The following is a 22,744-nucleotide window of genomic DNA, read 5'->3' as shown; positions in this document are numbered from 1 at the left end:
TCAAGTAGTCATTTTAATTTATTTCTAATTTTCGGAGTTCTAGCAATTGCTCAGAATAAAAGATTTATTTACGAGTACAAATTCATTTCAGATTCTACAAATGTTGATGATGTCAAAACAGAAATGATGTTCTTGGACACCACAAAAGATGGTTCCAAATATTACAGTTACACCGTTTTTAATTCAGATTCTATTATGAAGGTGGATTTGGAGAAACAATTAGCGGCAACAGGTTCTATCAATGTAAAATCAGATATGCGAAAGGGGAATGTAAGATATTCGGTGACAAAAACTTATCCTGATTATAAAATTAACCTGCATCGCAGATTGGGAATGGATTCTTACAATATTTCCGACGACAGAAAAATCAACTGGAAAATATCATCAGAAAAAGAGAAAATAGGAGAGTGGAACGTTCAAAAAGCAGAAGCGGATTTTGCAGGCAGACATTGGATTGCTTGGTTTTCTACAGAAATTCCTATTCAAGATGGACCATATAAATTCCGAGGTTTACCTGGTTTGATTATCAAAATAGAAGACAAGACAGGATCTCATAAAATGGAGTTGAAGGGAATTAAAAATATTGTCGGAGATGTGGATGTCAATGTTTGGGAAGCAAAGGAAATTGTTGTTAATTCCAGACAGTTTCAGAAAGTGATTAAAGAATACGAAAATGACCCAACGAAAGGAATCAAGCAGATCCAAATGGGCGGAACATCTATCGTTTTAACAGGAAAAGATGGAACTTCGACAAAAATTGCGAAAGATCAGGAAGATCGAATGAAAAATCAAATAAAGAAAGATAATAACAGGATTGAATTAGATGTTGTAAATTGACTATATTTAAGAACTAAAAACAACAATGATGAGAAAATATGTTTTAATATTTCTGATATTTTTCAGCTTAAAAGTTTTTTCGCAAACGCAAAGATTTTATTACGATTACCAATTCCAGGCAGATTCAACGGATTTGGAAACCAAAATATCAGAGTTAATGGTTTTGGATATTGGTAAAAAAGGCTCCAAGTATTACAGTGAATATGTCTTCCAAAACGATTCTGTTATGAATGTGCAGTTCAAGAAAAATATGTCAACTCACAGTGATGATCCAATTCCTATGTCTGGAAAACAAGGTATTGTAGCTTACAAAGTTCTGAAATCTTATCCAAATTTTAAAATCAATCATATTGTCTCTCTGGATATGACGCTTTACAATGCGAACAACAAATTAAATTAGATTGGAAAATCTTCCCGCATAAAGAAAAAATAGGCGAGTGGAATGTTCAAAAAGCCGAGACTAATTTTGCAGGCAGAAAATGGATAGCTTGGTTTTCTACGGAAATCCCGATCCAGGATGGACCATATAAATTTTATGGTTTGCCGGGACTTATTGTTAAGGTTGAAGACCAATCCGGTTTTCATAAAATGGAACTCAAAGGAATCAAAAAAAATGTTTTAGAGAGAGATGTTCTCGCTTTCGAATTTGAAAAACCAATTGGCTTAGATTATAAAAAATATCAGACGGTTTATAAAAACTACCGGAGAGATCCGAGGGCTAATTTGAAAAAGATGGCGCAGGATGGACAATTTTATGTGACTGACGATGCCGGAAATAGATTGGATAATGCGGACTATCTGAAATCTCAGGAAAAAGCAGTGATGGAAAGAATGAAAAAAAATAATAACATTCTGGAGCTCGACTTACTAAAATAAAAAAATGCCACTGAAAAGTGGCATTTTGCGTCTTTTAAAGTGACTGTTTTTTCTTCAATTCATCGCGGATCTCGGCAAGAAGAACATCTGTAGAAGATGGTCCTGCAGGAGCTGCTTCTGGTTTCTTATTAAGTTTATTAGCAACTTTTATTAACCAAAATAAAACAAAAGCAATTACCAAAAAGCTGATTACGGATGATAAGAAATTTCCGTAAGTTACACCGTTCCAAGCCAATTCTTTGATGTTTTCTGCGCCTGCGGCTTTCAAAGCTGGCGTCAATAGAAGTGGTGTAATTACATCATCTACCAATGATTTTACAATTGCGCCAAATGCGCCACCAATGATGACGCCGACTGCTAAGTCTACTACATTCCCTTTGAATGCAAATTCCTTAAACTCTTTTACAAATCCCATAGTTGTATTTTTTAATAGTTAGTTAATAACAAAAGTAGAGTTTTTTATTGATAACGGTTTATTTATTTCTATTTAATAATCCATTTTATTGATTAATTTTGAGATTAATTTCTTTACCAAATGTTGAAAAATGAAAATATTAACAGCAAACCAAATCAAAAACTGCGATACAGCGACCATCGAAAAAGGTATTAGTTCCATCTCGCTGATGGAAAAAGCGGCCACAAAATGCTGTGATTGGATGATAAATTATTTCAGGAATGCGGATAAATTTTTGATTTTTTGTGGGAATGGCAACAATGGCGGCGACGGTTTTGCTATCGCCAGATTACTTTATGAAAAAGGATTTGATATCGAAGTTTATATCAATAAAGAAAATATGAAATTTTATCGAGAGGCAGAGATTAATTTCAAAAAAATAAAAGCAATAAGCGGAATTGATGTTAAAGATTTTTCTGAGTATTTAAATGTCAATGATGAAAAATCTATTATCGTTGATGCTTTGTTTGGTTATGGACTGAACCGAGAATTGTCTGACGATTTTAAAAATTTAATTGAAAAATTAAATCAGATTCAAGTTCCAAAAATTTCTATTGATATTCCAACAGGACTTTATGCGGATAAAATAATTGAAGAAAATTCTACGGTTTTCAAAGCAGATTTTACTTTGACTTTTCAGTTCTACAAAAGAAGTTTCCTTCATCCCGAAACTGGAAAATTCTGTGGAAAAATTATAGTTTTAAATATTGATTTGGATAAAGATTTTATAAATGAAATTGAAACAGATTATGTTGTAATTGATGAAAAATTAATCAAAGAAATTTATAAACCTCGTGAAGATTTCACCCATAAAGGAACTTTCGGAAAAAGTATTTTAGTGGGCGGAAGTTATGGAAAAATGGGCGCCATTCTGATGTCTTGTTTATCTGCTTTGAAAACCGGAAGTGGTTTGACTTTTACCATTGCGCCAGAATGTGGGAATATCATTTTGCAATCTCAAATTCCGGAGGCGATGTTTATTGGCTCAGGAGAAAATTATATTGATAAAATCGAAATTCAGGAAAAGGCAATTTATGGAATTGGTCCGGGTTTGGGAAAAGAAAAGCAGACCCAAAAGGCATTTTTTGAGTTTCTGGATAGTTATGTTCAAGATGTTGTTTTAGATGCTGATGCGCTCAATATTCTGGCCGAAAATAATAAGTTAAATTTAGTACCTAAAAATGCTGTCATCACACCACATCCTTTGGAATTTGAAAGGTTGTTTGGGAAAACTGCAAACTCTTTTGAAAGAATAGAATTAGCAAAACAAAAAGCGCAAGAATTGCAGATTTTTATCATTCTGAAGGATCATCATACTGCAATAGTTACTCCACAGAAGAAAGTTTATTATAATATCACAGGCAATTCCGGAATGGCAAAAGGTGGAAGCGGAGATGTTCTGACAGGGATTTTAACATCATTAATTTCTCAAAAATATGACATTGAAAAAGCATGTATCTTCGGCGTTTGGCTTCACGGAAAAGCAGGCGACTTTGCGGCAGCAGCATATTCAAAAGAAGCAATGCTTCCCACAGATCTAATTAATAAAATTGGAAGTGTTTACCAATATCTGAATACTTAATTTATTTAAGTTTAGATTTCAGCATATATAAAACACCTACTTCAGTTTCAGACAGATTTTCATTTTTTCTTAGGAGTTTTTTAATTTCTTTCTGGAAATAGTTGATGGTCTGTCCGTTTTTATAATGCTCAAAAATTCTCGGATCTATATAGGAATCTCTAGCCACAGAAGGTGTATTACCGAGTTTTTCCGATACAGCTACAATCGCATTCCGAATCCGTTTTTTCATTTCCTTCTGTTGTTGTTTTTCACAAATACCGAGTTCGTCCAGAATTCCTGCGGCAATCATTGTTCCAGCCCACGTTCTGAAGTCTTTTGCGGAAAATTCTTCGCCCATTATTTCTTTGATATATTGGTTCAAATCTTGGCTTTCAATAGTTATTAATTCACCGTTTTCATCGTAATATTTAAAGAGTCTGTAGCCTGGCAATTCTTCTAGTTCAGAAATAACTTTTGATAATTTGGAATTGATGATATGCTTTTCTTGAAATTTTCCCGATTTTCCTTTGTAAGAAAATACCATTTCATCACCTTCGATGTTAAGGTGTTTTTTGCGGATTGTCGTTAAGCCATAGCTCTGATTTTGTTGCGTATATTTGGGGCTTCCTGGCCTAAAGTAAGCGGAATCTAAAAGTCTGACCATTGCCGCCAGAACTTTTTCACGGGACATTTTTTTCTTTCGGAGATGCTGTCCTGTAACGCGTCGCATATGTTCCAGATTCTCGGCAAAATGTAAAATCCTATCAAACTTGTCCGCATCTTTCTTCGCTCGGAATTTTGGATTGTAGATGTATTGCTTTCTTCCTTTTTGGTCTCTGCCTACAGCTAGAATTTTCGCTCTTTTATTGGTTGTGATTTCCACATCTGTCCAGGCAGGTGGTATGACAAGAGATTTGATATAATCAATTTTATCTTTGTCATTTATTTTTAATTGATCTTTTGTTGTATAGAAAAAATTTTTACCTGAAGATTGTCTCAAAAGTTTCATATAATTAGATTTGGTAAAATTCCCTTAACAATAAAAATGCCGATTTGAAAATTTTTAAATCAGTGTGAAAACACAGTTTATAATTGTTTTTATGATTTTATTAACAGTGAACAATAAGGCTTTTTGAGCGAAAATCTCTATTTTAGCAAAAATTTTTTTTGATGCCAAAGACAGTTGATGACTTTAACAAAAGCAGATTAAGATCAAGTAATATTACCGTAGTTATCAGTATCTCGCTGGTTTTGTTTCTAGTAGGATTATTCGGATTGATACTGATCAATGCTCAGAAATATTCTGATTACATCAAGGAGCAGCTGGTAGTAGAAGCTTACTTTGATGAGTATCTGGATCCACGAGATTCTGCAAAAACATTAAAATTCCAAGAGGAAACTTTTGCAAAAATCAAGCAACAAAATTATGTCAAGCAAGCAGAATACATTTCCAAAGAAAAAGCTTCTGTTCTGGCTAAAAAACAATTGGGAATAGACTCAGATGCATTGTTTGAGGAAGATATTTTCCCTGCATCTGTGGAGGTAACCCTAAAACCGGAGTTCGTAGATCCGCAAAAAATTGACGGTGTTGTAAATCAGCTGAAAGCTATTGATGGTGTAAAAGATGTGGTAAATGATAATAAACTTACCATAGATGTTTACAATAATTTGAACAGAATACTGACTTGGATTTTTGCCTTTTCAGTTTTATTCCTTGTTGTCGCCATTGTCCTTATAAATAATTCGATTAGACTAAAAATATTTTCAAAACGATTCATTATCAAAACTATGCAGCTTGTAGGGGCAAAGAGAAGATTTATTCTTATGCCTTTTATCAAGGAAGCTCTGGTTTTGGGACTGATTGGAGCCTTAATCGCTTTACTAGCGTTAGGCGGAACGTGGTATTATTTCACAAGTCAGATAGGAACACCTTTCGTACAGGATACAAATCAGTATGTTTTACTGGTAATCATAATTCTTTTTGTAGGTATTTTTATTACCATTGCAAGTACTATCTTTGCAACCTGGAGATTCTTACGAAGTAACGTAGATGATCTTTATTACTCATAAAAATGGCAAAAAAAACACACAATAAATATTCGGCTGATGATTTTGGCGCACCGTCCGATAACACAGAAAAAAAGACATTCTATTTTGGAAGTAAAAATTTCAAACTAATGCTTATTGGCCTTGGAATGATTTTATTGGGTTTTGCTTTGATGTTAGGCGGAGATGCCAATACAACTCCCGAAGGAAAATTTGACCCGAATTATTGGAACGAAGGAATTTTTTCTTTCAGAAGAATCAGATTAGCACCGATGTTGGTTATTGCTGGATTTGTGGTTCAGGTTTTTGCAATTCTGAAAAGAAACAAAGATTAAATTTTAATAAAAAATACAATAATAACTTTGTCTTGGTGAAACTGAGGCAAAGTTTTTTTTAATAAAACAAACACACTATGGATTTGATCAAAGCAATTATTATTGCAATCATAGAAGGGCTTACCGAATATTTGCCCATTTCTTCAACTGCTCATATGGGATTTGCAGCAAGCTTGATGGGATTAGAAGAAACTGAATTTCTCAAGATGTTTCAGGTTTCTATTCAGTTCGGGGCAATACTTTCTGTGGTTGTGGCTTATGGTAAAAAATTCTTTGATTTTAGTAATCTGCAGTTCTATTACAAATTGGCTTTTGCTGTTTTGCCAGCTTTGGGAATTGGTTTTTTCTTAGATGATGTTATTGAATCTGTTTTAGGGAATCAAATCGCTATTTCGTCTGTTTTGGTTTTAGGAGGAGTTGTTTTATTGTTTGCAGATAATTGGTTCAAGAATCCAATTGTTCACGATGAGAAAGAAATTACAATCAAAAAAGCAGTAACTATTGGCTTTTGGCAATGTTTGGCAATGATGCCTGGGACGAGTAGAAGTGCTGCTTCTATTATTGGAGGGATGTCTCAAGGATTATCAAGAAAAGCTGCTGCTGAATTTTCATTTTTCTTGGCTGTTCCCACGATGTTAGCCGTAACACTTTATTCTGTTTTTGTAAAAACTTGGGGAAAAGAAACCGGTAATCCACAAAAAGGTTATGAGATGATTTTGGCTTCACAAGATCATATTTTGATATTTGTTATCGGAAATGTAGTTGCGTTTGTCGTTGCTTGGATTGCAATCAAATCTTTCATTGCTTTGTTGAATAAATATGGTTTCCGACCTTGGGGTTGGTATCGTATTTTTGTTGGTATCGCTTTGTTGGTTTATTTTTATTTCTTCAAGTAAATGACGGCAGAAGAATTACAATCCGGACACCTATTTCTATTGGACAAACCTTTGGATTGGACCAGTTTTCAGGCTGTTAATAAATTGAAATACAAACTCAAAAGAGAGTTCAAAGAATTACCAAAGAAATTCAAAATTGGTCACGCCGGAACTTTGGATCCAAGAGCCACTGGACTTTTGATTGTTTGTACAGGAAAATTTACAAAGAAGATTCCAGAGATTCAGGATGCGCCAAAAGAATATTGGACAGAAATCAAAATCGGCGTTCAAACCGAATCTTATGATACGGAGAAACCAGAGATTTTACATCAAGATTATTCTCATATTACAGAAGTGCAGATTCATCAAGCATTAGAGAAATTCCTTGGAGAAATTGATCAAAAACCTCCTGTTTTTTCTGCGCTTAAAATTGATGGGAAACGCGCTTATGATCTTGCAAGAAAAGGAGAGGAAGTGGAAATGAAATCTAGAAAAACGACGATTCATTACATTGATGATATTAAAATTGATTTGCCTTTTGTTTCATTCACTGTGGGATGCTCCAAAGGAACTTATATCAGAAGTTTGGCTCACGACATTGGACAAGAATTAGGAGTTGGAGCTTATCTAACTCAGCTTAGAAGAACAAAAATTGGGGATTATACTGTTACTGAAGCTAGTTCAGATTTTATTAGCGATGATTTTAAAATTTCACAGCAATAATATTTAATGAAAAGAAATTTATTTTTTCTTGTTGTACTGTTTCCCTTTTTAGCTTTTGGACAATCTGAAGATAGCAAAAGTAAAACGATGGGTTTTTACATCAGTCCCAATATTCAAGCTGGTTACAATTTAGGAAACTCAATAAAAGATAGTCAGCACAAAGATGATGCCTATTATCAACAGTATATTTCACCTTATCTGCCTAATGATTTTACTTATGGCGTTGGTGTTGTAGGAGGTTATCAGTTGTTGTCTTTTTTCGCTTTGGGAACAGGAATTAAGTATAATTATATTTCAAATAATTTGCATTTGCTCAATTGGATTGTTCAGCCTAAATTTATCATCAAAGGTGATACGGCAGCAACCACATTCGAGTTCGAATATGGAAAACAGTTCAACCAATCCAATGTTAATGACACGCATTATTTTGGAGGGAAAATTGGCTATCAGGATTTCTTTTCAAAAAGACTGAATCAGGAAATCGGTTTGTTTCTCTACAGATACAATTCTAATGTTTCCAATGCTTGGTTTATTGGACTTTCTGGAAGCATAACAGTTTTCAGTAAAAAGAATTACACAGTTTACGGTAAAGATTAATGGAAAAAATAAGAATCAACAAATATTTGTCAGAAGTAGGTTTTTGCTCCAGAAGAGAAGCAGACAGACTTTTGGAAGAAGGCAGAATTACCATCAATGGTAGAGTTCCGGAATTGGGAACCAAAGTTTCTGACGAAGATGAGATTTTCGTAGATGGGAAAACCATCAAAAAAGTTGAAGAGGAGTTCGTTTATATCGCCTTCAATAAACCGGTTGGAATCGTTTGTACAACTGATACGAAGCGTGAAAAGAATAATATTGTTGATTACATCAACCATCCCAAACGTATTTTCCCAATCGGAAGATTAGATAAACCAAGTGAAGGTTTGATTTTGCTCACATCCGATGGCGATATCGTCAACAAAATTCTAAGAGCCAGAAACAATCACGAGAAAGAATATTATGTAAGAGTTAATAAGCCAATCACCGAAAAGTTTCTTGAGAAAATGAGAAATGGTGTTCCAATTCTTGACACAGTTACTAAGAAATGTGAAGTCGAGAAAATCGACACAATGAATTTCCGAATCGTCCTGACGCAAGGATTGAATCGTCAAATCCGTCGAATGTGCGAATATCTTGGTTATGAAGTGAAAAAGCTAAAAAGAATCAGAATCATGAATATCAAGTTGGATCTTCCCGTAGGAAAATGGCGTGATTTGACTCCCCAGGAAATGAATGAATTGAATGGTTTATTAGAAGACTCCAGCAAAACGTTTGAGTGATTTTTTAATTATAAACCATCAATCATCAACTATCAACCATCAATTATCATTTATCATTAATAATATAAAGTCTCATTTTTTCCTCGTATTCGGGTTTCATTTTCAAATATTTCCAGATTTTTTTATCATCAGGATAAGAGGTTCTATAAAAGATAATTCTGTCTGCGGAATATCGGAAGTAAGGATGTTTTTTTAGCCAATCTTCTGGGGCATTGGCTAAAGAATATTTTGGAACATCTGAATTGTCAAGTTTTGCAACATAGACCAATTTTTCGCCCAAAGCTCTGTCAATTTCGTAAGTTTCCAAAAGTTGCTGTTTGTTTATGAAACCACCAAGTTTCTTTCTGAAAGCCAAAATCCCAGCAGAATCTTTTTCGGTAAATCCAAATTCCTGCAATTGTTTAAAAGTGATTTGATTAAGATTAATTTTTGAAAAATCACTTTTTTCTGCAATAACAGTTTTTTCTTCAGTTTGTTTAGGTTTATCAACAATAGAAAGTCTAATCCAAGGTTTCATTTCTTCAAATTTTTCCGATGAAATCACAAAACATTTTTGAATGTCTTCCAAAGATTTAAAACTTCCTCGCAAGTTTCTTTCGCGATAATTGACGATTACGTTGGCTTGTTTTTCAGAAAATCCCAAAGCTTGCCATTGTCCTTGATTCAAATCGTTTGGATCAAAATAATAGTTGATTTTCACGACTTCTTTTTCCTTCTTTTTCTCAAATTTTTGAGCTAGATTTTCTGGCGTTTTGCTAGGTAAAATCAAATAAGGTGACAGTTGCGAGAACTGTTCATCATTAATCATAAAACATTCTTTCAGCTTTTCTTTGCTGATGAAACTTCCACCCAGATAATTTTTATATTTTAAAATAGCAGCCGATTGTTTCTCAGAAAAACCAAGATTTTCCCAATCTTTTTGAGTGTAAGAATCTGGATTGAATTTCCCTATGATGTTCAGTTTTTTCTTTTCGTAAGGTTTATAAGAAGGTTGACTATTTTTGAAGTCAGAATTAGATTCTGGAAGAAGAATGTATTTCTCTAAAGATTCATATTTTTCAGCAGAAACCGCATAACATTTTTTGAATTGAGCTTTTGATTTGAAATTTCCCCCAACAATATCTTTATATTTCAAAATAGTTTTGACTTGCTTTTCACTGAAACCAAGATTCTTCCATTGACTTTCATCCAAATCATTGGGATTAAATTCAGTCAGAATAATTTCTTCATCTTTCGGTGTAATAAAAGTGATTTGAGGTTTTTCGTAATGCTGATTTTTCTTATAAATCGAAAAAGCAATCTGTGAAAAAATAATGAGAATTCCGAAAATTGCTAGGCTGAAAATTTGCCTTTTCCGGATTTGGAAAGGTAATTTTGGACTCATTTTTTGTATTTTAACCAAAGTTAAATAAAATATGAATCAAAAATCAATTATTAATAAAAAAAATATTACCAGATTTTTTGTGAAAATAGTATAAGCCACATAGGCACATAGAAATATAAAAGTGATAAATTTCAAAAAGACAAAATAGTATTTTTGCCCAACTCCTATTTTATCTTACTTTTCGCATAAATCTATGTGTCTATGTGGTAAAAAAATATTTGGAATAGATTTAAACAAGCTTTAGATTAATCGTTTAAAGAATTTTTAAGCTTCAGAAGTTCAGCTTTTATGAATTCTAATCTATCGATAATAGTAATGGTTTCGGAGATTTTGGTGTTAGTTGTCAATGCAACTCTCGCGCCGTCAAGCGTGTAGCCTTTTTCCTTAACCAAATGATAAATAATTTTCAAATTCTCAATATCAGAAGGTGTAAAATAGCGGTTTCCTTTCTTGTTTTTCTTAGGTTTGATGATAGGAAATTCCTGTTCCCAATAGCGAATCAGGGAAGTATTGACATCAAAAGCTTTTGCAACTTCGCCAATAGAATAATAGAGTTTGTCAGGAAGATTAAGTTTCATTTGTAATCAAAAACTTTTTGAAGATGACAAATATAATATTTATGGATTAATAATCTCAATAAGCGATTTCTATTTTCACTTTTTTGCCTTTCAACTTTTCGTTGGCTAATTGTTTGAGCAATTCGATGGTTTTTTTCCGGTTGACTGCGACGTAAGAAGTGGTGTCTTTTACCTCGATTAAACCAATGTCATCTTTTCCGAGACCACCTTTTTTGATGAGGTAACCAACAATATCAACTTTGTTGACTTTGTCTTTTTTTCCGGCGCTGATGTAGATGGTTTGATTCGGTGTTCTTTCAGGTACTCGGTTGCTTTCCGAAACATTTTCTTCAGGTGTATTGCTTTTGATGAAGGGGAAATTTTCGTCTTCTGTCATAATTAAATACGCAAAACCTTTCGCATTCATTCTTGCACTTCTTCCGTTTCTATGGATGAAAGCATCTTCTTTTGGCGGTAATTGGTAATGCACAATCGATTCAACTTCTGGGATGTCCAAACCTCGTGATGCCAAATCCGTTGTAATCAAAATTCTTGCAGAATCGTTTCTGAATTTCAAAAGTGCTCGTTCTCTTTCGTCCTGTTCCATTCCGCCGTGGAAAGTTTCCCGTTGGATGCCTTTTTCTCTTAATAATTCTGAGATTCTATCCACAGCATCTCGGTGATTACAGAAAATCAACGTTCTTTTGTTTCCGATTTTACAGATGAGTTGGAAAAGTGTATTCAGTTTTTCTTCTGGCGTAGTCATTACCTTTTTTAGCTGAATATTTGGTTTTGCTGCATTTTCTTTTAAGAAATTGACTGTCTTTTCATTGTTGAGTTCTACAAACTTCGGAATGTTGTCCATTACCGTTGCAGAAGTCAAAATACGTTGTGAAAGTCCATTAAGCGAGCCAATGATGTATTCCATATCTTCCTGGAATCCTAATTCTAAAGCTTTATCAAACTCATCCAAAACCAAAGTTTTGATGGTTTCCGGACTGAAATTTTCGTTTTTCAGGTGATAAGCGATTCTTCCCGGTGTTCCGATTAAAACAGCAGGCGCTTCAATCAAGTTATTAATTTCTATCTTTTTATCGTGTCCGCCGTAAGCCACAGAAACTTTGAAATCTGTGCCCATCGATTTGAAAACCTGTTCGATCTGTAAAGCTAATTCTCTTGCCGGAACTAATATCAGAGCTTGAATTCCTTTAACATCTGTTTTTAAATTCCTGAGAACAGGAAACAGAAAAGCTAAAGTTTTACCGGAACCTGTTGGAGACAAAAGAATAATGTCGGTTTCATTTTCGGAAGCGTTGTATATAGATTTCTGCATTTGATTCAGGTCCTGAATCTGCAGTTTTTCGAATATTGGTTGTAATTCCATTTTGCAAAGATAAATTTTTTGAAAATCAATTTTTGGCTATTTTTTCTTTTTATATATTTGATGAAATAATTTTATAATAGAAAATATATAACAGTAAACATATAAAATATTAGCGTTTCGCTTTAAAAATTTCCCGCAATCGAAATACGACCAATTTTTCAAAAAGCACGGGAAGTGAAAGTGGAAACGCCTGCGGTAAAGCGTGGGCGTTCCTTTTTGCTTTGTGCTTTGCCTTTGGTCGGGCTTCGATTGCAAGCAATTGGAATTGTCCACGTGTTTTTTTGGAAATTGAAAAGTGATGCATAAACATCATATTCAATGAAACTATACCAAACCCTCGAATCCCAACTCAAAAAAGAACCCAATTATGTTTCCGATAACGGAGAACTCAAAAAATGGGTGGTTCTCAATAAAGCTCAAAATTTCGATGAAGAATTGATTGGATTGTTATTAGATAATTCCGATTTGAAACAAAAATTTTTCATTGAAATTAAAAGCACTTTAATTTTCAATCAAAATCTTTTCATTCAATTTCTTGAACAGAAAAATTATCTTAACGACAGCTATACCCAATTTAAAAATAAAATCGGTTTGTCAATTGACGGCAAATATCTGAAACAAAGAAATGAAGTGGCGTTGGTTTGGCCATTTAAAGATTGTATTTTGGAAGGCGGACAAAGCCGTGAAGAAGATAAAAGAGAAGAGATTTTCTTTAATGAAACTTTAGCACAAGACGAAATTACAGAATTGCTTGACCCAAAAGTTTTAACCAACGCCAAACTGTTTGATAAAGATGGCGAAAAAGATTTCAGCCAGTTCAAGCGCAACGAAAACGGGACAATTACCGATAATCTGATTATCAAAGGAAACAATCTTCTCGCATTGCATTCTCTAAAGAAAGAATTTGCTGGAAAAGTGAAGCTGATTTATATTGACCCGCCTTATAATACGGGAAATGATGGATTTAAGTATAATGATAATTTTAATCATTCTACTTGGTTGACTTTTATGAGGAATAGACTTCAGGAAGCATTTTCACTTTTAAGCGAGAAAGGAGCAATTTATGTTCATATTGACCATCATCAATTAGGTTATCTTAATATACTCTTAGATGAAGTTTTTGGAAAAAACAATAAAGTTCAAATTATCGCTTTAAAAACAGCTTCTCCAGCAGGGTTTAAAACTGTAAATCCAGGACCAATTGATGTTACTGAATATATTTTATTTTACACTAAAAACAAATCTAAGTTTGAATTTAAAAAAGGTTATGTGCCCGTGAGCTATAATTCTAATTATAACTTGTATTTAGACAGAGATGAGAATGTAAGCAAATGGAAATTTACGCCATTGAAAGAAAAAGTAATTAATGATGCAGGGTTTGCGAACTTAGCTGAAGCTAAGAAAAAATACGGAGATTTATGGAATAGTATTATAAAAGTTATGATTGAGGATTTTGCTTATAAAAATTCATCTAATGTTGTGAGTATTCGTGACCCGCATAAACCAACAGAGAAGTTAAAAGAATTAATGGCAAAATCAAAAAATGAAGAAAGAGTAATTGAATATGAAAGAGAGGATGGAAGTAAAATACACCTTTATAAAGGTGGTGCTTTAGCATTTTATTCCAATAAAATGCAGGAACTTGATGGAAAAATGGAAGTGACTGAACTTTTGACAGATTTTTGGAATCACATTTCTTGGGCTGGTATCGCAAATGAAGGTGGAGTAAAGTTAAAAAATGGTAAAAAGCCAGAAAAACTTATCAAGCAAATAATTGAATTAACCACTAATGAAAATGAAATAGTTTTAGATTATCATTTAGGAAGCGGAACCACTTGTGCTGTCGCGCATAAAATGAATCGCCAGTACATTGGAATCGAACAATTAAATTATGGAGAAAATGATAGTGTTGTTCGATTAAAAAACGTAATTAATAGTGATAAAACTGGCATTTCCAAATCTGTCAATTGGCAAGGTGGCGGTTCTTTCATTTACCTTGAACTCAAAAAATACAACCAAACTTTCATAGAAAAAATTGACGAAGCCAAAAATTCAGAAAGTCTTCTGCTAATCTGGGAAGAGATGAAAGCCAAATCTTTCCTTAATTACAATGTGGATATCCAAAAACAAGAACAACATATCGAAGATTTTAAATTGTTGAGTTTAAATGAGCAGAAACAACATCTTTGCGAGCTGCTCAACAAAAATCAATTGTATGTCAATTTATCTTCTCTCAACGACGAAAATTTTGAGTGTACAGCGGAAGAAAAAAATCTGAACCGTGATTTTTACAAGATTTAAAGATTGTCAAGATTTTTTCAAATGTTTACCTTTAATTAAAACAATAAGATGGATTTGAAATATCTGACGAAAGAACAGCAAGACAAAATCACCCATAGCATTATTGGCTGTGCGATGGAAGTTCATAACATACTTGGAAATGGTTTTCAGGAAGTGGTTTATCAACGGGCTTTATCCATTGAGATGAATTTACGCAATATAGAGTACCAACGTGAATTTGAAATGCCATTGTCTTACAAAGGTTTTGACATCGGTAGCCGAAGAGTTGATTTTTTAGTAATGAAGGAAATATCGATAGAAATTAAAGCAATAATAAATCTTGAAGATGTGCATTTAGCCCAGGCAATGAATTATTTGGAGGCATACAATTTACAAACAGGATTGCTCATCAATTTTGGAGCAAAAAGCCTGCAATTTAAACGATTATTTAATAAATCTTGGAAATCGAAAAATCCCGAAAATCAAGGTTCAGACAATTTATAAACGATGGCATTTCTACACGAAATATTCAACAATCCGTTTGCACGTAAAGCTTTAGCGCAAGTTTCTTTACCCAACGGAATTACAGATAACTTGAAATTTGGCATTCGACCTTATCAGGAAGAGGCTTTCAAACGATATTTATATACTGAGCAAGAAGATTTTGACGAAAAGCCAAACAAACCTCTTCACTTGCTTTACAATATGGCAACAGGAAGCGGAAAAACCTTGGTAATGGCAGGTTTGATGTTGCATTTGTATGAAAAAGGCTACCGCAATTTTCTGTTTTTTGTGAACAGCAACAATATCATCCAAAAAACGAAAGACAATTTCCTCAATCCACAAACTTCTAAATATCTTTTTAATGATAAAGTTGTCATCAACGGAAAAGAAGTTCTACTGAAACAGATTGATAATTTCGACGAAGCCGATTACGAAAATATCAACATCAAATTTACAACCATTCAGCAGTTGCATATTGATTTGAATAATACCAAAGAGAACAGCGTCACGTACGAAGATTTTGTAGATAAAAAATTGGTGTTGATTGCAGATGAAGCGCACCACCTGAACAGCGGAACAAAAAGCGGAAACCTTTTCGGAAGTTGGGAAGAAACGGTTTTGCAAATCCTTCATCAAAATTTTGACAATATTCTTTTGGAATTTACGGCAACTTTGGATTACGAAAGCAGGGAAATCGTAAACAAGTATAAAGACAAAGTGATTTATAAGTACGATCTTTCACAATTTCGAACAGATAAATTTTCCAAAGAAATCAATCTTGTTCGTTCGCTTTATGATGAGAAAGAACGAATTATTCAGGCTTTGATTTTGAATTTGTACCGTCAGGAATTGGCAACGATTAACAATGTTAATTTAAAACCGGTTATACTTTTCAAAGCAAAGAAAACCATCAAAGAATCTGAACAAAACAAAGAAAATTTCCACAAATTGATTGATGAATTTTCTGAAACGATGGTGGAGAAAATCAAAAAAACTTCTACCGTCCCAATTGTTCAGAAGGCTTTTCAGTTTTTTTTAGCCAAAAATATTTCATTTAATGAAATTGCAAAACGTATTCATAATAATTTCCGTGAAGAGAATTGTTTAAGTGCCAACAATGATTCCGAAGCAGAAAAAAATCAGATTTTACTCAACACTTTGGAAGATGAAAACAATCCAATTCGTGCCGTATTTGCCGTTCAAAAATTGAATGAAGGTTGGGATGTTTTGAATTTATTTGATATAGTAAGACTGTACGAAGACCGTGACGGAAAAGACGGAAAACCTGGTAAAACAACACTTTCCGAAGCACAATTGATTGGTCGTGGTGCAAGATATTATCCGTTTGCATTAGAAGAAGGCGAAGATAAATTTGTCCGCAAATATGATGATGACATTGCAAACGATTTGAAAATTCTGGAAGAACTGTATTACCACACCAAAGAAGACAGCCGCTATGTTTCGGAACTTAAAAAAGCGTTGGTAGAAACAGGTATTTATGAAGATGATGAAAATCTTGTTACCAAACAATTGACGTTAAAATTTGATTTTAAAGAATCAAAATTATATAAAAATGGTTATGTGTTTTCCAATAAAAAATTACCTAAAAATTTTAATAATGTTAAATCTTTCACGGATTTAGGAGTTACAAAAACCAATTACCGTCATCAACTTTCTTCAGGAGGAGGAAGAGTTTCCAGTGTATTTTTTGAATTGGAAAGTCCGGTTTCATTTGATGAAGTTATAAAATCGAAAGATGTAAAACTTAATGATATTCAAAAACATATAATTCATTATGCTTTAAGCCAAAATCCTTTTTATTATTTTGACAATCTCTCGCGGTATTTTCCGAACATCAAATCTCTTTCAGATTTTATTGAAGATGAAAATTATTTGGGGAATTTGGAAATAACGTTCCTTGGAAATTATAACCGACTTCAGGAAATTTCGCATTTCGATTATCTTCAGGCGTTGAATGGTTTGCTACAAAACATCGAAGCAGATATTAAAAATAATTCTACGGAATATGAAGGTTCAGATTATTTTGCAGAACCAATCAGTAAGGTTTTCAGAGATAAGGAAATTCGGGTAAACAAATATAGCCCAAGAGCTGACGGGCAAGAGGATTTAGTAAAAGAAGAATCTTGGTTTGCATACAACGCCAACTACGGAACCAGTGAAGAGAAGAAATTTGTAGAATTATTTGCCAGACGCTTTGAAAGTTTCAGTCAAAAATTCGATAATATTCATTTAATTCGGAACGAAAGAGAAATTAAAGTTTTTGATAAATATGGTCGTGCTTTTGAACCAGATTTTTTACTCTTTTGCAGTGAGAAAACTAATCAGCAATTAACTTTTCAGGTTTTCATAGAACCAAAAGGAGCTCATTTAATAGGCTACGACAAATGGAAAGAAGATTTTTTAAAAGAAATAGGAAACGAACAGAAGTCAATTAAAATTCATACAGATACCTATAAAATCACAGCAGTTCCTTTCTATAATTATGGTAATGAAAATGAGTTTAAGAAGGTTTTAGAAAATACATTTGAAAATTAAATTTATATCATCTTTTTTCAAATATTTTGCTTAATTTTGCACCACTTTTGTGAACACACTTTGGGCGAAGTAAAACATTAACAATTAACATCTTCCGTATTTTTCAGGAGTCACAGCAAAGCCAAAGTCTGAATAAATAGGAATACAAATTTTATTAGAAAATGTCAAAAGAGACAAATTCAGCAGAGGTTCTTTTGAACCAAAACGTAGCACCAGAACAATTTGATTGGGATTCTTTCGAATCAGGTCTTAACGCGGAAGACAGAAGCGAGAAGAAAGAATTGGAAGAAATCTATAATGGTTCTTTGAATGACCTTACAGATAACGATGTTATCACTGGTAAAGTTGTTAGACTAACTGACAAAGAAGCTATTGTAGATATCAACTTCAAATCTGAAGGTGTTATTTCTCTTAACGAATTCCGTTACAACCAAGGCCTTAAAGTAGGTGATGAGGTAGAAGTAATGGTGGACAGAAGAGAAGACAAAACAGGTCAGTTACAGTTATCTCACAAAAAAGCTAGAACGCTTAAAGCTTGGGATAAAGTAAATGAACTACACGAAACAGGAGAAATCGTAAACGGTTTTGTGAAATCTAGAACTAAAGGTGGTATGATCGTAGACGTACACGGAATCGAAGCATTCTTACCAGGTTCTCAAATTGACGTTAAGCCAATTAAAGATTACGATCAGTTCGTAGGTAAAACTATGGAGTTCAAAGTTGTGAAAATCAACCCTGAGTTCAAAAACGTAGTTGTATCTCACAAAGCATTGATCGAAGCAGATATCGAAGGTCAGAAAAAAGAAATCATCGCTCAGCTTGAAAAAGGTCAGGTTCTTGAAGGTACTGTTAAGAATATTACTTCTTACGGTGTATTCATCGACCTTGGAGGTGTAGATGGATTAATCCACATCACGGATCTTTCTTGGTCTAGAGTAAACCACCCATCTGAAATCCTAGAAGACGGACAAACTGTAAAAGTGGTTATCCTTGATTTTGATGATGAGAAAACAAGAATCCAATTGGGTATGAAGCAATTAGAAGCTCACCCTTGGGATGCGCTTTCTGCTGACTTGAAAGTTGGTGATAAAGTAAAAGGAAAAGTAGTAGTTCTTGCTGACTATGGTGCATTCGTAGAAATCGCTCCAGGTGTAGAAGGGTTGATCCACGTTTCTGAAATGTCTTGGTCTACTCACTTGAGAAGTGCCGGAGATTTTGTGAAAGTTGGTGATGAAGTAGAAGCAGAAGTATTAACTTTGGATAGAGAAGACAGAAAAATCTCTCTTGGTATCAAGCAATTGAACAAAGATCCTTGGGAAAATATCGAAGCTAAATATCCTGTTGGATCTAAGCACGTTGGAACTGTTAGGAACTTCACTAACTTTGGTGTGTTCGTAGAGTTGGAAGAAGGAATCGACGGTTTGATCTACATCTCTGATCTTTCTTGGACTAAGAAAATCAAACATCCATCAGAATTCTGCAACGTAGGAGATAAACTGGATGTTGTAGTTCTTGAATTGGATACTCAGGCTAGAAGATTATCTCTTGGTCACAAGCAATTGACAGAAAATCCTTGGGATAAATTCGAAACTAAATATGCTGAAGGAACTGTACATACAGGAACTGCGATAGAGGTACACGACAAAGGTGCTTCTGTACAATTTGAAGATGCTGAGGTTGAAGCATTTTGCCCATCAAGATTATTAGAGAAGGAAGACGGATCTAAAATCAAGAAAGGTGAAACTGCTGAGTTCAAAGTAATCGAATTCAACAAAGAATTCAAAAGAGTAGTCGTTTCTCATACAGGTATCTTCAGAGATGAGGAGAAAAAGAATGTAAGAGATAACTCTAACAGGTCAGGAAATGTTTCTTCTTCTTCTTCAAACAACGAAGAAAGATCTACTCTTGGTGATATCGATGCACTAGCAGAACTGAAAAAGAAAATGGAAGGCGGGAAATAATCTCCTATTCCATTCCTTAATCTAAAGCCACCTTTTAAGGTGGCTTTTTCATTTTAATAATTGAAAATTATAATTAATTATTTTTAGTGAATGATATTATTTTATACTAATTATTTATCAATATATAAAATGATATTATTGTTAAGTTGATTGTTTAATATTTATATATTTAGTAAAAACGTTATATATTTAACAAGCAATACTGATTTTTTATATTGATTAAATATTAATAATAGTTAATATTACGTTAATTATAAAATATATTATATAAATTTGAATATTAAATTTTTAAAAATGGATGATATGAACAAAAAATTATTCTTTTCAATTTGCTATCAGGTGTTTTAGGGGCACAAACTTTTAGCAATACAACGCTAAGTGCTATTCCTGATAATAGTACTGTAGGTGTAACTTCTACAATTCCTGTAAATTTGGTAAAAACAATTTCCGATCCTTCTAAAGTTACAATTAAAATGGATCTAACGCACACTTGGTGTGGAGATCTTACCGTCGGTTTAGTGGTTCCTGGAGGAGCAACAAGTGGAGCTATAACTCTTATTAAAAGATTAGGTAGTACAACAACTACTGGAGTAGGATCAAATGTTAATTTCGCCGCAGGAAATATTTTGGCTTTTAACTCGGCGGCAACAGCTTATGTAGTTCCAGGAACAGGGGGAACCAATAGCAGTGTTCCAGCAGGAACATATTTGCCGACGGTAAGCTCTACCTTGGCTCCGACAGACTATACGGTTGCAAATTTGACAACACTATTTACAAATCTTTCTGTTAGTGGAAACTGGTCTCTAAAATTGTTTGATGCTGCTGCTGGTGACACTGGTTCAATCAATAATTGGCAGGTGGTCTTTGACGAAGGAACTTTTTTGGGTTTAAATACTTCTATTGTGAGTACGCCGGCTCTTTCTGTTTTAGGAAATCCATTTAAAGAAACGTTGAACTTAAAGCTTAATACATCTGCAAAAGATGTTAGATTTGAAATTTATTCTATAGAAGGTAAAAAAGTCTATTCTTACCAGCAGTCGGCTTCTAAAAATGCCTCTGGAGATTTGAACATTCCAACAGAAGGTTGGAGCTCGGGAGTCTATATTTTGTCATCTGTTGTAAATGGAGAAAAGATGATGACTATTAAGCTTATCAAAAAATAAAATTTCTGAATTAATTATTACAAAAAAACGTCCCGAAATTTCGAGACGTTTTCTTATTTATTCTGCAACTTGCTGTGCGTCAGTTTTAAGTTCATCAGCTTTATTCTTTAGCTGATCTACAGTCTGATTTGCTTTATCTTTGATATCGTTACCGAATTTTGTAAGATTATTTTTAGCATTATTGATGGTATCTTTTACCTTCTGTTGATCTTCCGGAGAAGATTTTTTGTACTTCCACCAAGCTAAAGCGCCAAGCCCTAATAAAGCTAATAATCCATTTGTCTTATTTCCCATGACGTAAATTTTTTTTAATTAATATTTTATGGTAATTTAAAAGAAAAATTTATGCCATGATTTGATTTTTGAGAAAATTTATTTCGTTCCCTTCACAGACGCTTGCTATCCCGATTCCAAAATTGCTTATCCAGAGGTCGTGTTGTCTACTGTTATTATCTTTTGACCTCAACTTCTCTCCATAGCACGGAAAAAGTTTGCCGTTCCATTGCTCATGCGCGGTTCGTGTAAGTTGTTCTTGGTGATTTACATCTTTTTAATGATTTCGGAAAGTTTTTTAGTCAGTTCCTTTCTGCTGAATTCATTGATATTGGCAGCGTTTATAATCGATTTACCATCTTTCCAGTCCAGAAATAATGTAAAGATATAATCCTTAATTTTATCTGTCTGAGCGTAATCAAAGTGCGCACCTGCATTAGTTTTGTTGAGAATAGTTTCCACATCTGCATCTTTGGGACCAAAAGAGATAATTTTTTTTCCCGTTGCAAGATATTCGAAAAGTTTTCCCGGAATAATTCCTTTTGAGCTTTCATTAGGAAAATTAGTAATTAACAGCAAATCAGATTTTTTCATTTCAGTTACGGAATCTTGATGCGAAAGATAACCTAGATTTTTAATATTGGATTTTAAAATAGAGTTTTCGATTTCGTTCAGGATCTTATCATCCACTCTTCCGACCAATTTTAACTCAAAATTGTCTGCAAAATCAGGATGTTGATTGCATAATTCGATTAGAGCTTTCCAAAGATTTTCAGGATTTCTCAGTTGTTCCAAAACGCCAACATAACTCATCGTGAAAGTATGCTCAGTAATTGGATTATTTTTTTCTGTGGTTTGTAAAACTGAAAATTCTAAAGCTTGCGAATTCTGAAATCCTACAACTTTACTTGGTTCCGAAATGTCAAAACCATTTGTAATACAATATGCATTAGCACCATTTTTCCTGAAATTTTCTGCATCTGTGTAGCTTGTCGCTAAGGTAACGTCTGCTGTTTCGAAAACTGATTTTTCCAGATTTCTGTGTTTTTTATCAGAGAATTTGGTCAGTTTCAGATGTTTGTAATAAGAAATTTCTGTCCAGGGATCGCGAAAATCTGCAATCCATTTGAGCTTTGGTAATTCTTTTTTTAATCCTAAACCTATCAGGTGAAGGCTGTGAGGTGGTCCTGTAGTTACCAGAACATCAATATCATTTTCCTTCAGATATTTTTTAAGAAATGCTATCGATGGTTTAATCCAGAATTTTCGGGCATCGGGAATGAAAAAATTGCCACGGATAAAAATCGAAAGTTTGGATAAAAAGGATTGATTATTTCCGACATCAAATTGACCGCCTTTAAATTTTTTGTTGCTTTTACTGAATTTTTCAGCTAGCTGATAAGGTTCCCAAATATTTGTTCTAATAATTTTTATATTCTTTGGAACATCATTTTGTAATGTATGATCTATCAATGGATAACTAGGGTTTTCTGGCGTGTAAATAATTGGTTCCAGATCAAAATCCGGAAGATATTTTGCAAACTTCAGCCAGCGTTGTACGCCAGGCCCGCCCGCTGGCGGCCAATAATAGGTTACGATTAAAACTTTTTTAGAATTTTCCATGTCAGAATTTCTGCTTCATCAGAACATTTTGTA

Annotated in this window: 22 protein-coding genes; 15 read left to right on the top strand and 7 right to left on the bottom strand. The window is 33.6% G+C overall.

Annotation, left to right across the window (positions count from 1 at the left end; genetic code table 11):
* From EGH73_RS03400 to EGH73_RS03390, 3 genes are all read left to right on the top strand, one after another.
* Positions 1 to 837 (top strand): GLPGLI family protein (locus EGH73_RS03400; protein ID WP_317124634.1); only part of this gene is annotated, 837 nt, incomplete at its 5' end.
* A 25-nt stretch (positions 838 to 862) separates the two neighbouring features.
* The gene (locus EGH73_RS03395; RefSeq protein ID WP_148041677.1) at positions 863 to 1,237 is read left to right on the top strand and encodes a hypothetical protein; all 375 of its coding nucleotides are present in this window, start codon (positions 863 to 865) and stop codon (positions 1,235 to 1,237) included.
* Entirely contained in the window at positions 1,228 to 1,713 is a 486-nt protein-coding gene (locus tag EGH73_RS03390) for a GLPGLI family protein (protein WP_123280696.1), read from the top strand. Before EGH73_RS03395 ends, EGH73_RS03390 begins: the two co-directional genes overlap by 10 nt.
* A gap of 34 nt (positions 1,714 to 1,747) precedes the next feature.
* Here EGH73_RS03390 and mscL read toward each other — a convergent pair whose 3' ends face one another.
* Complete coding sequence (mscL, locus tag EGH73_RS03385) at positions 1,748 to 2,128, bottom strand: large conductance mechanosensitive channel protein MscL (RefSeq protein WP_123280695.1); 381 nt, start codon at positions 2,126 to 2,128, stop codon at positions 1,748 to 1,750.
* A 130-nt stretch (positions 2,129 to 2,258) separates the two neighbouring features.
* Here mscL and EGH73_RS03380 point away from each other — a divergent pair, with 130 nt between their 5' ends.
* A complete protein-coding gene (locus EGH73_RS03380; protein WP_123280694.1) occupies positions 2,259 to 3,749 on the top strand; it encodes an NAD(P)H-hydrate dehydratase in 1,491 nt (496 codons plus the stop codon).
* A 1-nt stretch (position 3,750) separates the two neighbouring features.
* Here the strand turns inward: EGH73_RS03380 and EGH73_RS03375 are convergent, their stop codons facing one another.
* Complete coding sequence (locus EGH73_RS03375; protein ID WP_123280693.1) at positions 3,751 to 4,737, bottom strand: DNA topoisomerase IB; 987 nt, start codon at positions 4,735 to 4,737, stop codon at positions 3,751 to 3,753.
* Between the two features lie 161 nt (positions 4,738 to 4,898).
* Here EGH73_RS03375 and EGH73_RS03370 point away from each other — a divergent pair, with 161 nt between their 5' ends.
* The 6 genes from EGH73_RS03370 (at position 4,899) to rluF (ending at position 9,026) form a co-directional block, all read left to right on the top strand.
* On the top strand, positions 4,899 to 5,798 hold the full coding sequence (locus tag EGH73_RS03370) for a cell division protein FtsX (protein WP_123280692.1): 900 nt from the start codon (positions 4,899 to 4,901) through the stop codon (positions 5,796 to 5,798).
* A 2-nt stretch (positions 5,799 to 5,800) separates the two neighbouring features.
* Positions 5,801 to 6,109 carry a DUF3098 domain-containing protein gene (locus tag EGH73_RS03365; RefSeq protein ID WP_089768316.1) on the top strand — a complete coding sequence of 103 codons (309 nt, stop codon included), beginning with the start codon at positions 5,801 to 5,803 and terminating at the stop codon, positions 6,107 to 6,109.
* A gap of 77 nt (positions 6,110 to 6,186) precedes the next feature.
* Entirely contained in the window at positions 6,187 to 7,005 is an 819-nt protein-coding gene (locus tag EGH73_RS03360; protein ID WP_123280691.1) for an undecaprenyl-diphosphate phosphatase, read from the top strand.
* The gene (truB, locus tag EGH73_RS03355) at positions 7,006 to 7,707 is read left to right on the top strand and encodes a tRNA pseudouridine(55) synthase TruB (protein WP_123280690.1); all 702 of its coding nucleotides are present in this window, start codon (positions 7,006 to 7,008) and stop codon (positions 7,705 to 7,707) included. It abuts the gene before it with no gap.
* 6 nt (positions 7,708 to 7,713) lie between these two features.
* On the top strand, positions 7,714 to 8,304 hold the full coding sequence (locus tag EGH73_RS03350; protein ID WP_123280689.1) for a hypothetical protein: 591 nt from the start codon (positions 7,714 to 7,716) through the stop codon (positions 8,302 to 8,304).
* Entirely contained in the window at positions 8,304 to 9,026 is a 723-nt protein-coding gene (rluF, locus tag EGH73_RS03345; RefSeq protein WP_123280688.1) for a 23S rRNA pseudouridine(2604) synthase RluF, read from the top strand. Before EGH73_RS03350 ends, rluF begins: the two co-directional genes overlap by 1 nt.
* A 46-nt stretch (positions 9,027 to 9,072) precedes the next feature.
* Here the strand turns inward: rluF and EGH73_RS03340 are convergent, their stop codons facing one another.
* The 3 genes from EGH73_RS03340 to EGH73_RS03330 form a co-directional block, all read right to left on the bottom strand.
* The gene (locus tag EGH73_RS03340; RefSeq protein ID WP_123280687.1) at positions 9,073 to 10,410 is read right to left on the bottom strand and encodes a helix-hairpin-helix domain-containing protein; all 1,338 of its coding nucleotides are present in this window, start codon (positions 10,408 to 10,410) and stop codon (positions 9,073 to 9,075) included.
* 245 nt (positions 10,411 to 10,655) lie between these two features.
* Complete coding sequence (locus EGH73_RS03335) at positions 10,656 to 10,988, bottom strand: MerR family transcriptional regulator (RefSeq protein ID WP_034965019.1); 333 nt, start codon at positions 10,986 to 10,988, stop codon at positions 10,656 to 10,658.
* A gap of 55 nt (positions 10,989 to 11,043) precedes the next feature.
* Positions 11,044 to 12,351 carry a DEAD/DEAH box helicase gene (locus EGH73_RS03330; RefSeq protein WP_123280686.1) on the bottom strand — a complete coding sequence of 436 codons (1,308 nt, stop codon included), beginning with the start codon at positions 12,349 to 12,351 and terminating at the stop codon, positions 11,044 to 11,046.
* A 318-nt stretch (positions 12,352 to 12,669) separates the two neighbouring features.
* Here EGH73_RS03330 and EGH73_RS03320 point away from each other — a divergent pair, with 318 nt between their 5' ends.
* The 5 genes from EGH73_RS03320 (at position 12,670) to EGH73_RS03300 (ending at position 20,815) form a co-directional block, all read left to right on the top strand.
* A complete protein-coding gene (locus tag EGH73_RS03320; RefSeq protein WP_123280684.1) occupies positions 12,670 to 14,652 on the top strand; it encodes a DNA methyltransferase in 1,983 nt (660 codons plus the stop codon).
* 48 nt (positions 14,653 to 14,700) lie between these two features.
* Positions 14,701 to 15,135: a GxxExxY protein gene (locus EGH73_RS03315; protein ID WP_123280683.1), complete on the top strand. Its 435-nt coding sequence runs from the start codon at positions 14,701 to 14,703 to the stop codon at positions 15,133 to 15,135.
* Between the two features lie 3 nt (positions 15,136 to 15,138).
* Positions 15,139 to 17,691 (top strand): DEAD/DEAH box helicase family protein, encoded by a 2,553-nt coding sequence (locus EGH73_RS03310; RefSeq protein WP_123280682.1) that lies wholly within the window; start codon positions 15,139 to 15,141, stop codon positions 17,689 to 17,691.
* A gap of 161 nt (positions 17,692 to 17,852) precedes the next feature.
* Positions 17,853 to 19,652: a 30S ribosomal protein S1 gene (rpsA, locus tag EGH73_RS03305; protein ID WP_123280681.1), complete on the top strand. Its 1,800-nt coding sequence runs from the start codon at positions 17,853 to 17,855 to the stop codon at positions 19,650 to 19,652.
* A 329-nt stretch (positions 19,653 to 19,981) separates the two neighbouring features.
* Complete coding sequence (locus tag EGH73_RS03300; RefSeq protein ID WP_123280680.1) at positions 19,982 to 20,815, top strand: proprotein convertase P-domain-containing protein; 834 nt, start codon at positions 19,982 to 19,984, stop codon at positions 20,813 to 20,815.
* 57 nt (positions 20,816 to 20,872) lie between these two features.
* On the opposite strand, the gene EGH73_RS03295 is transcribed toward EGH73_RS03300, so the two are convergent.
* Both EGH73_RS03295 and EGH73_RS03290 read right to left on the bottom strand, forming a co-directional pair.
* Complete coding sequence (locus EGH73_RS03295; RefSeq protein ID WP_123280679.1) at positions 20,873 to 21,109, bottom strand: YtxH domain-containing protein; 237 nt, start codon at positions 21,107 to 21,109, stop codon at positions 20,873 to 20,875.
* Between the two features lie 246 nt (positions 21,110 to 21,355).
* Complete coding sequence (locus tag EGH73_RS03290) at positions 21,356 to 22,711, bottom strand: glycosyltransferase (protein WP_089768295.1); 1,356 nt, start codon at positions 22,709 to 22,711, stop codon at positions 21,356 to 21,358.
* Positions 22,712 to 22,744: the final 33 nt, after the last annotated feature.

It is taken from the genome of Epilithonimonas hominis (assembly GCF_003730015.1).
Taxonomy (GTDB): Bacteria; Bacteroidota; Bacteroidia; order Flavobacteriales; family Weeksellaceae; genus Epilithonimonas; species Epilithonimonas hominis.
This window is presented reverse-complemented; position numbering and strand designations above follow the sequence as displayed.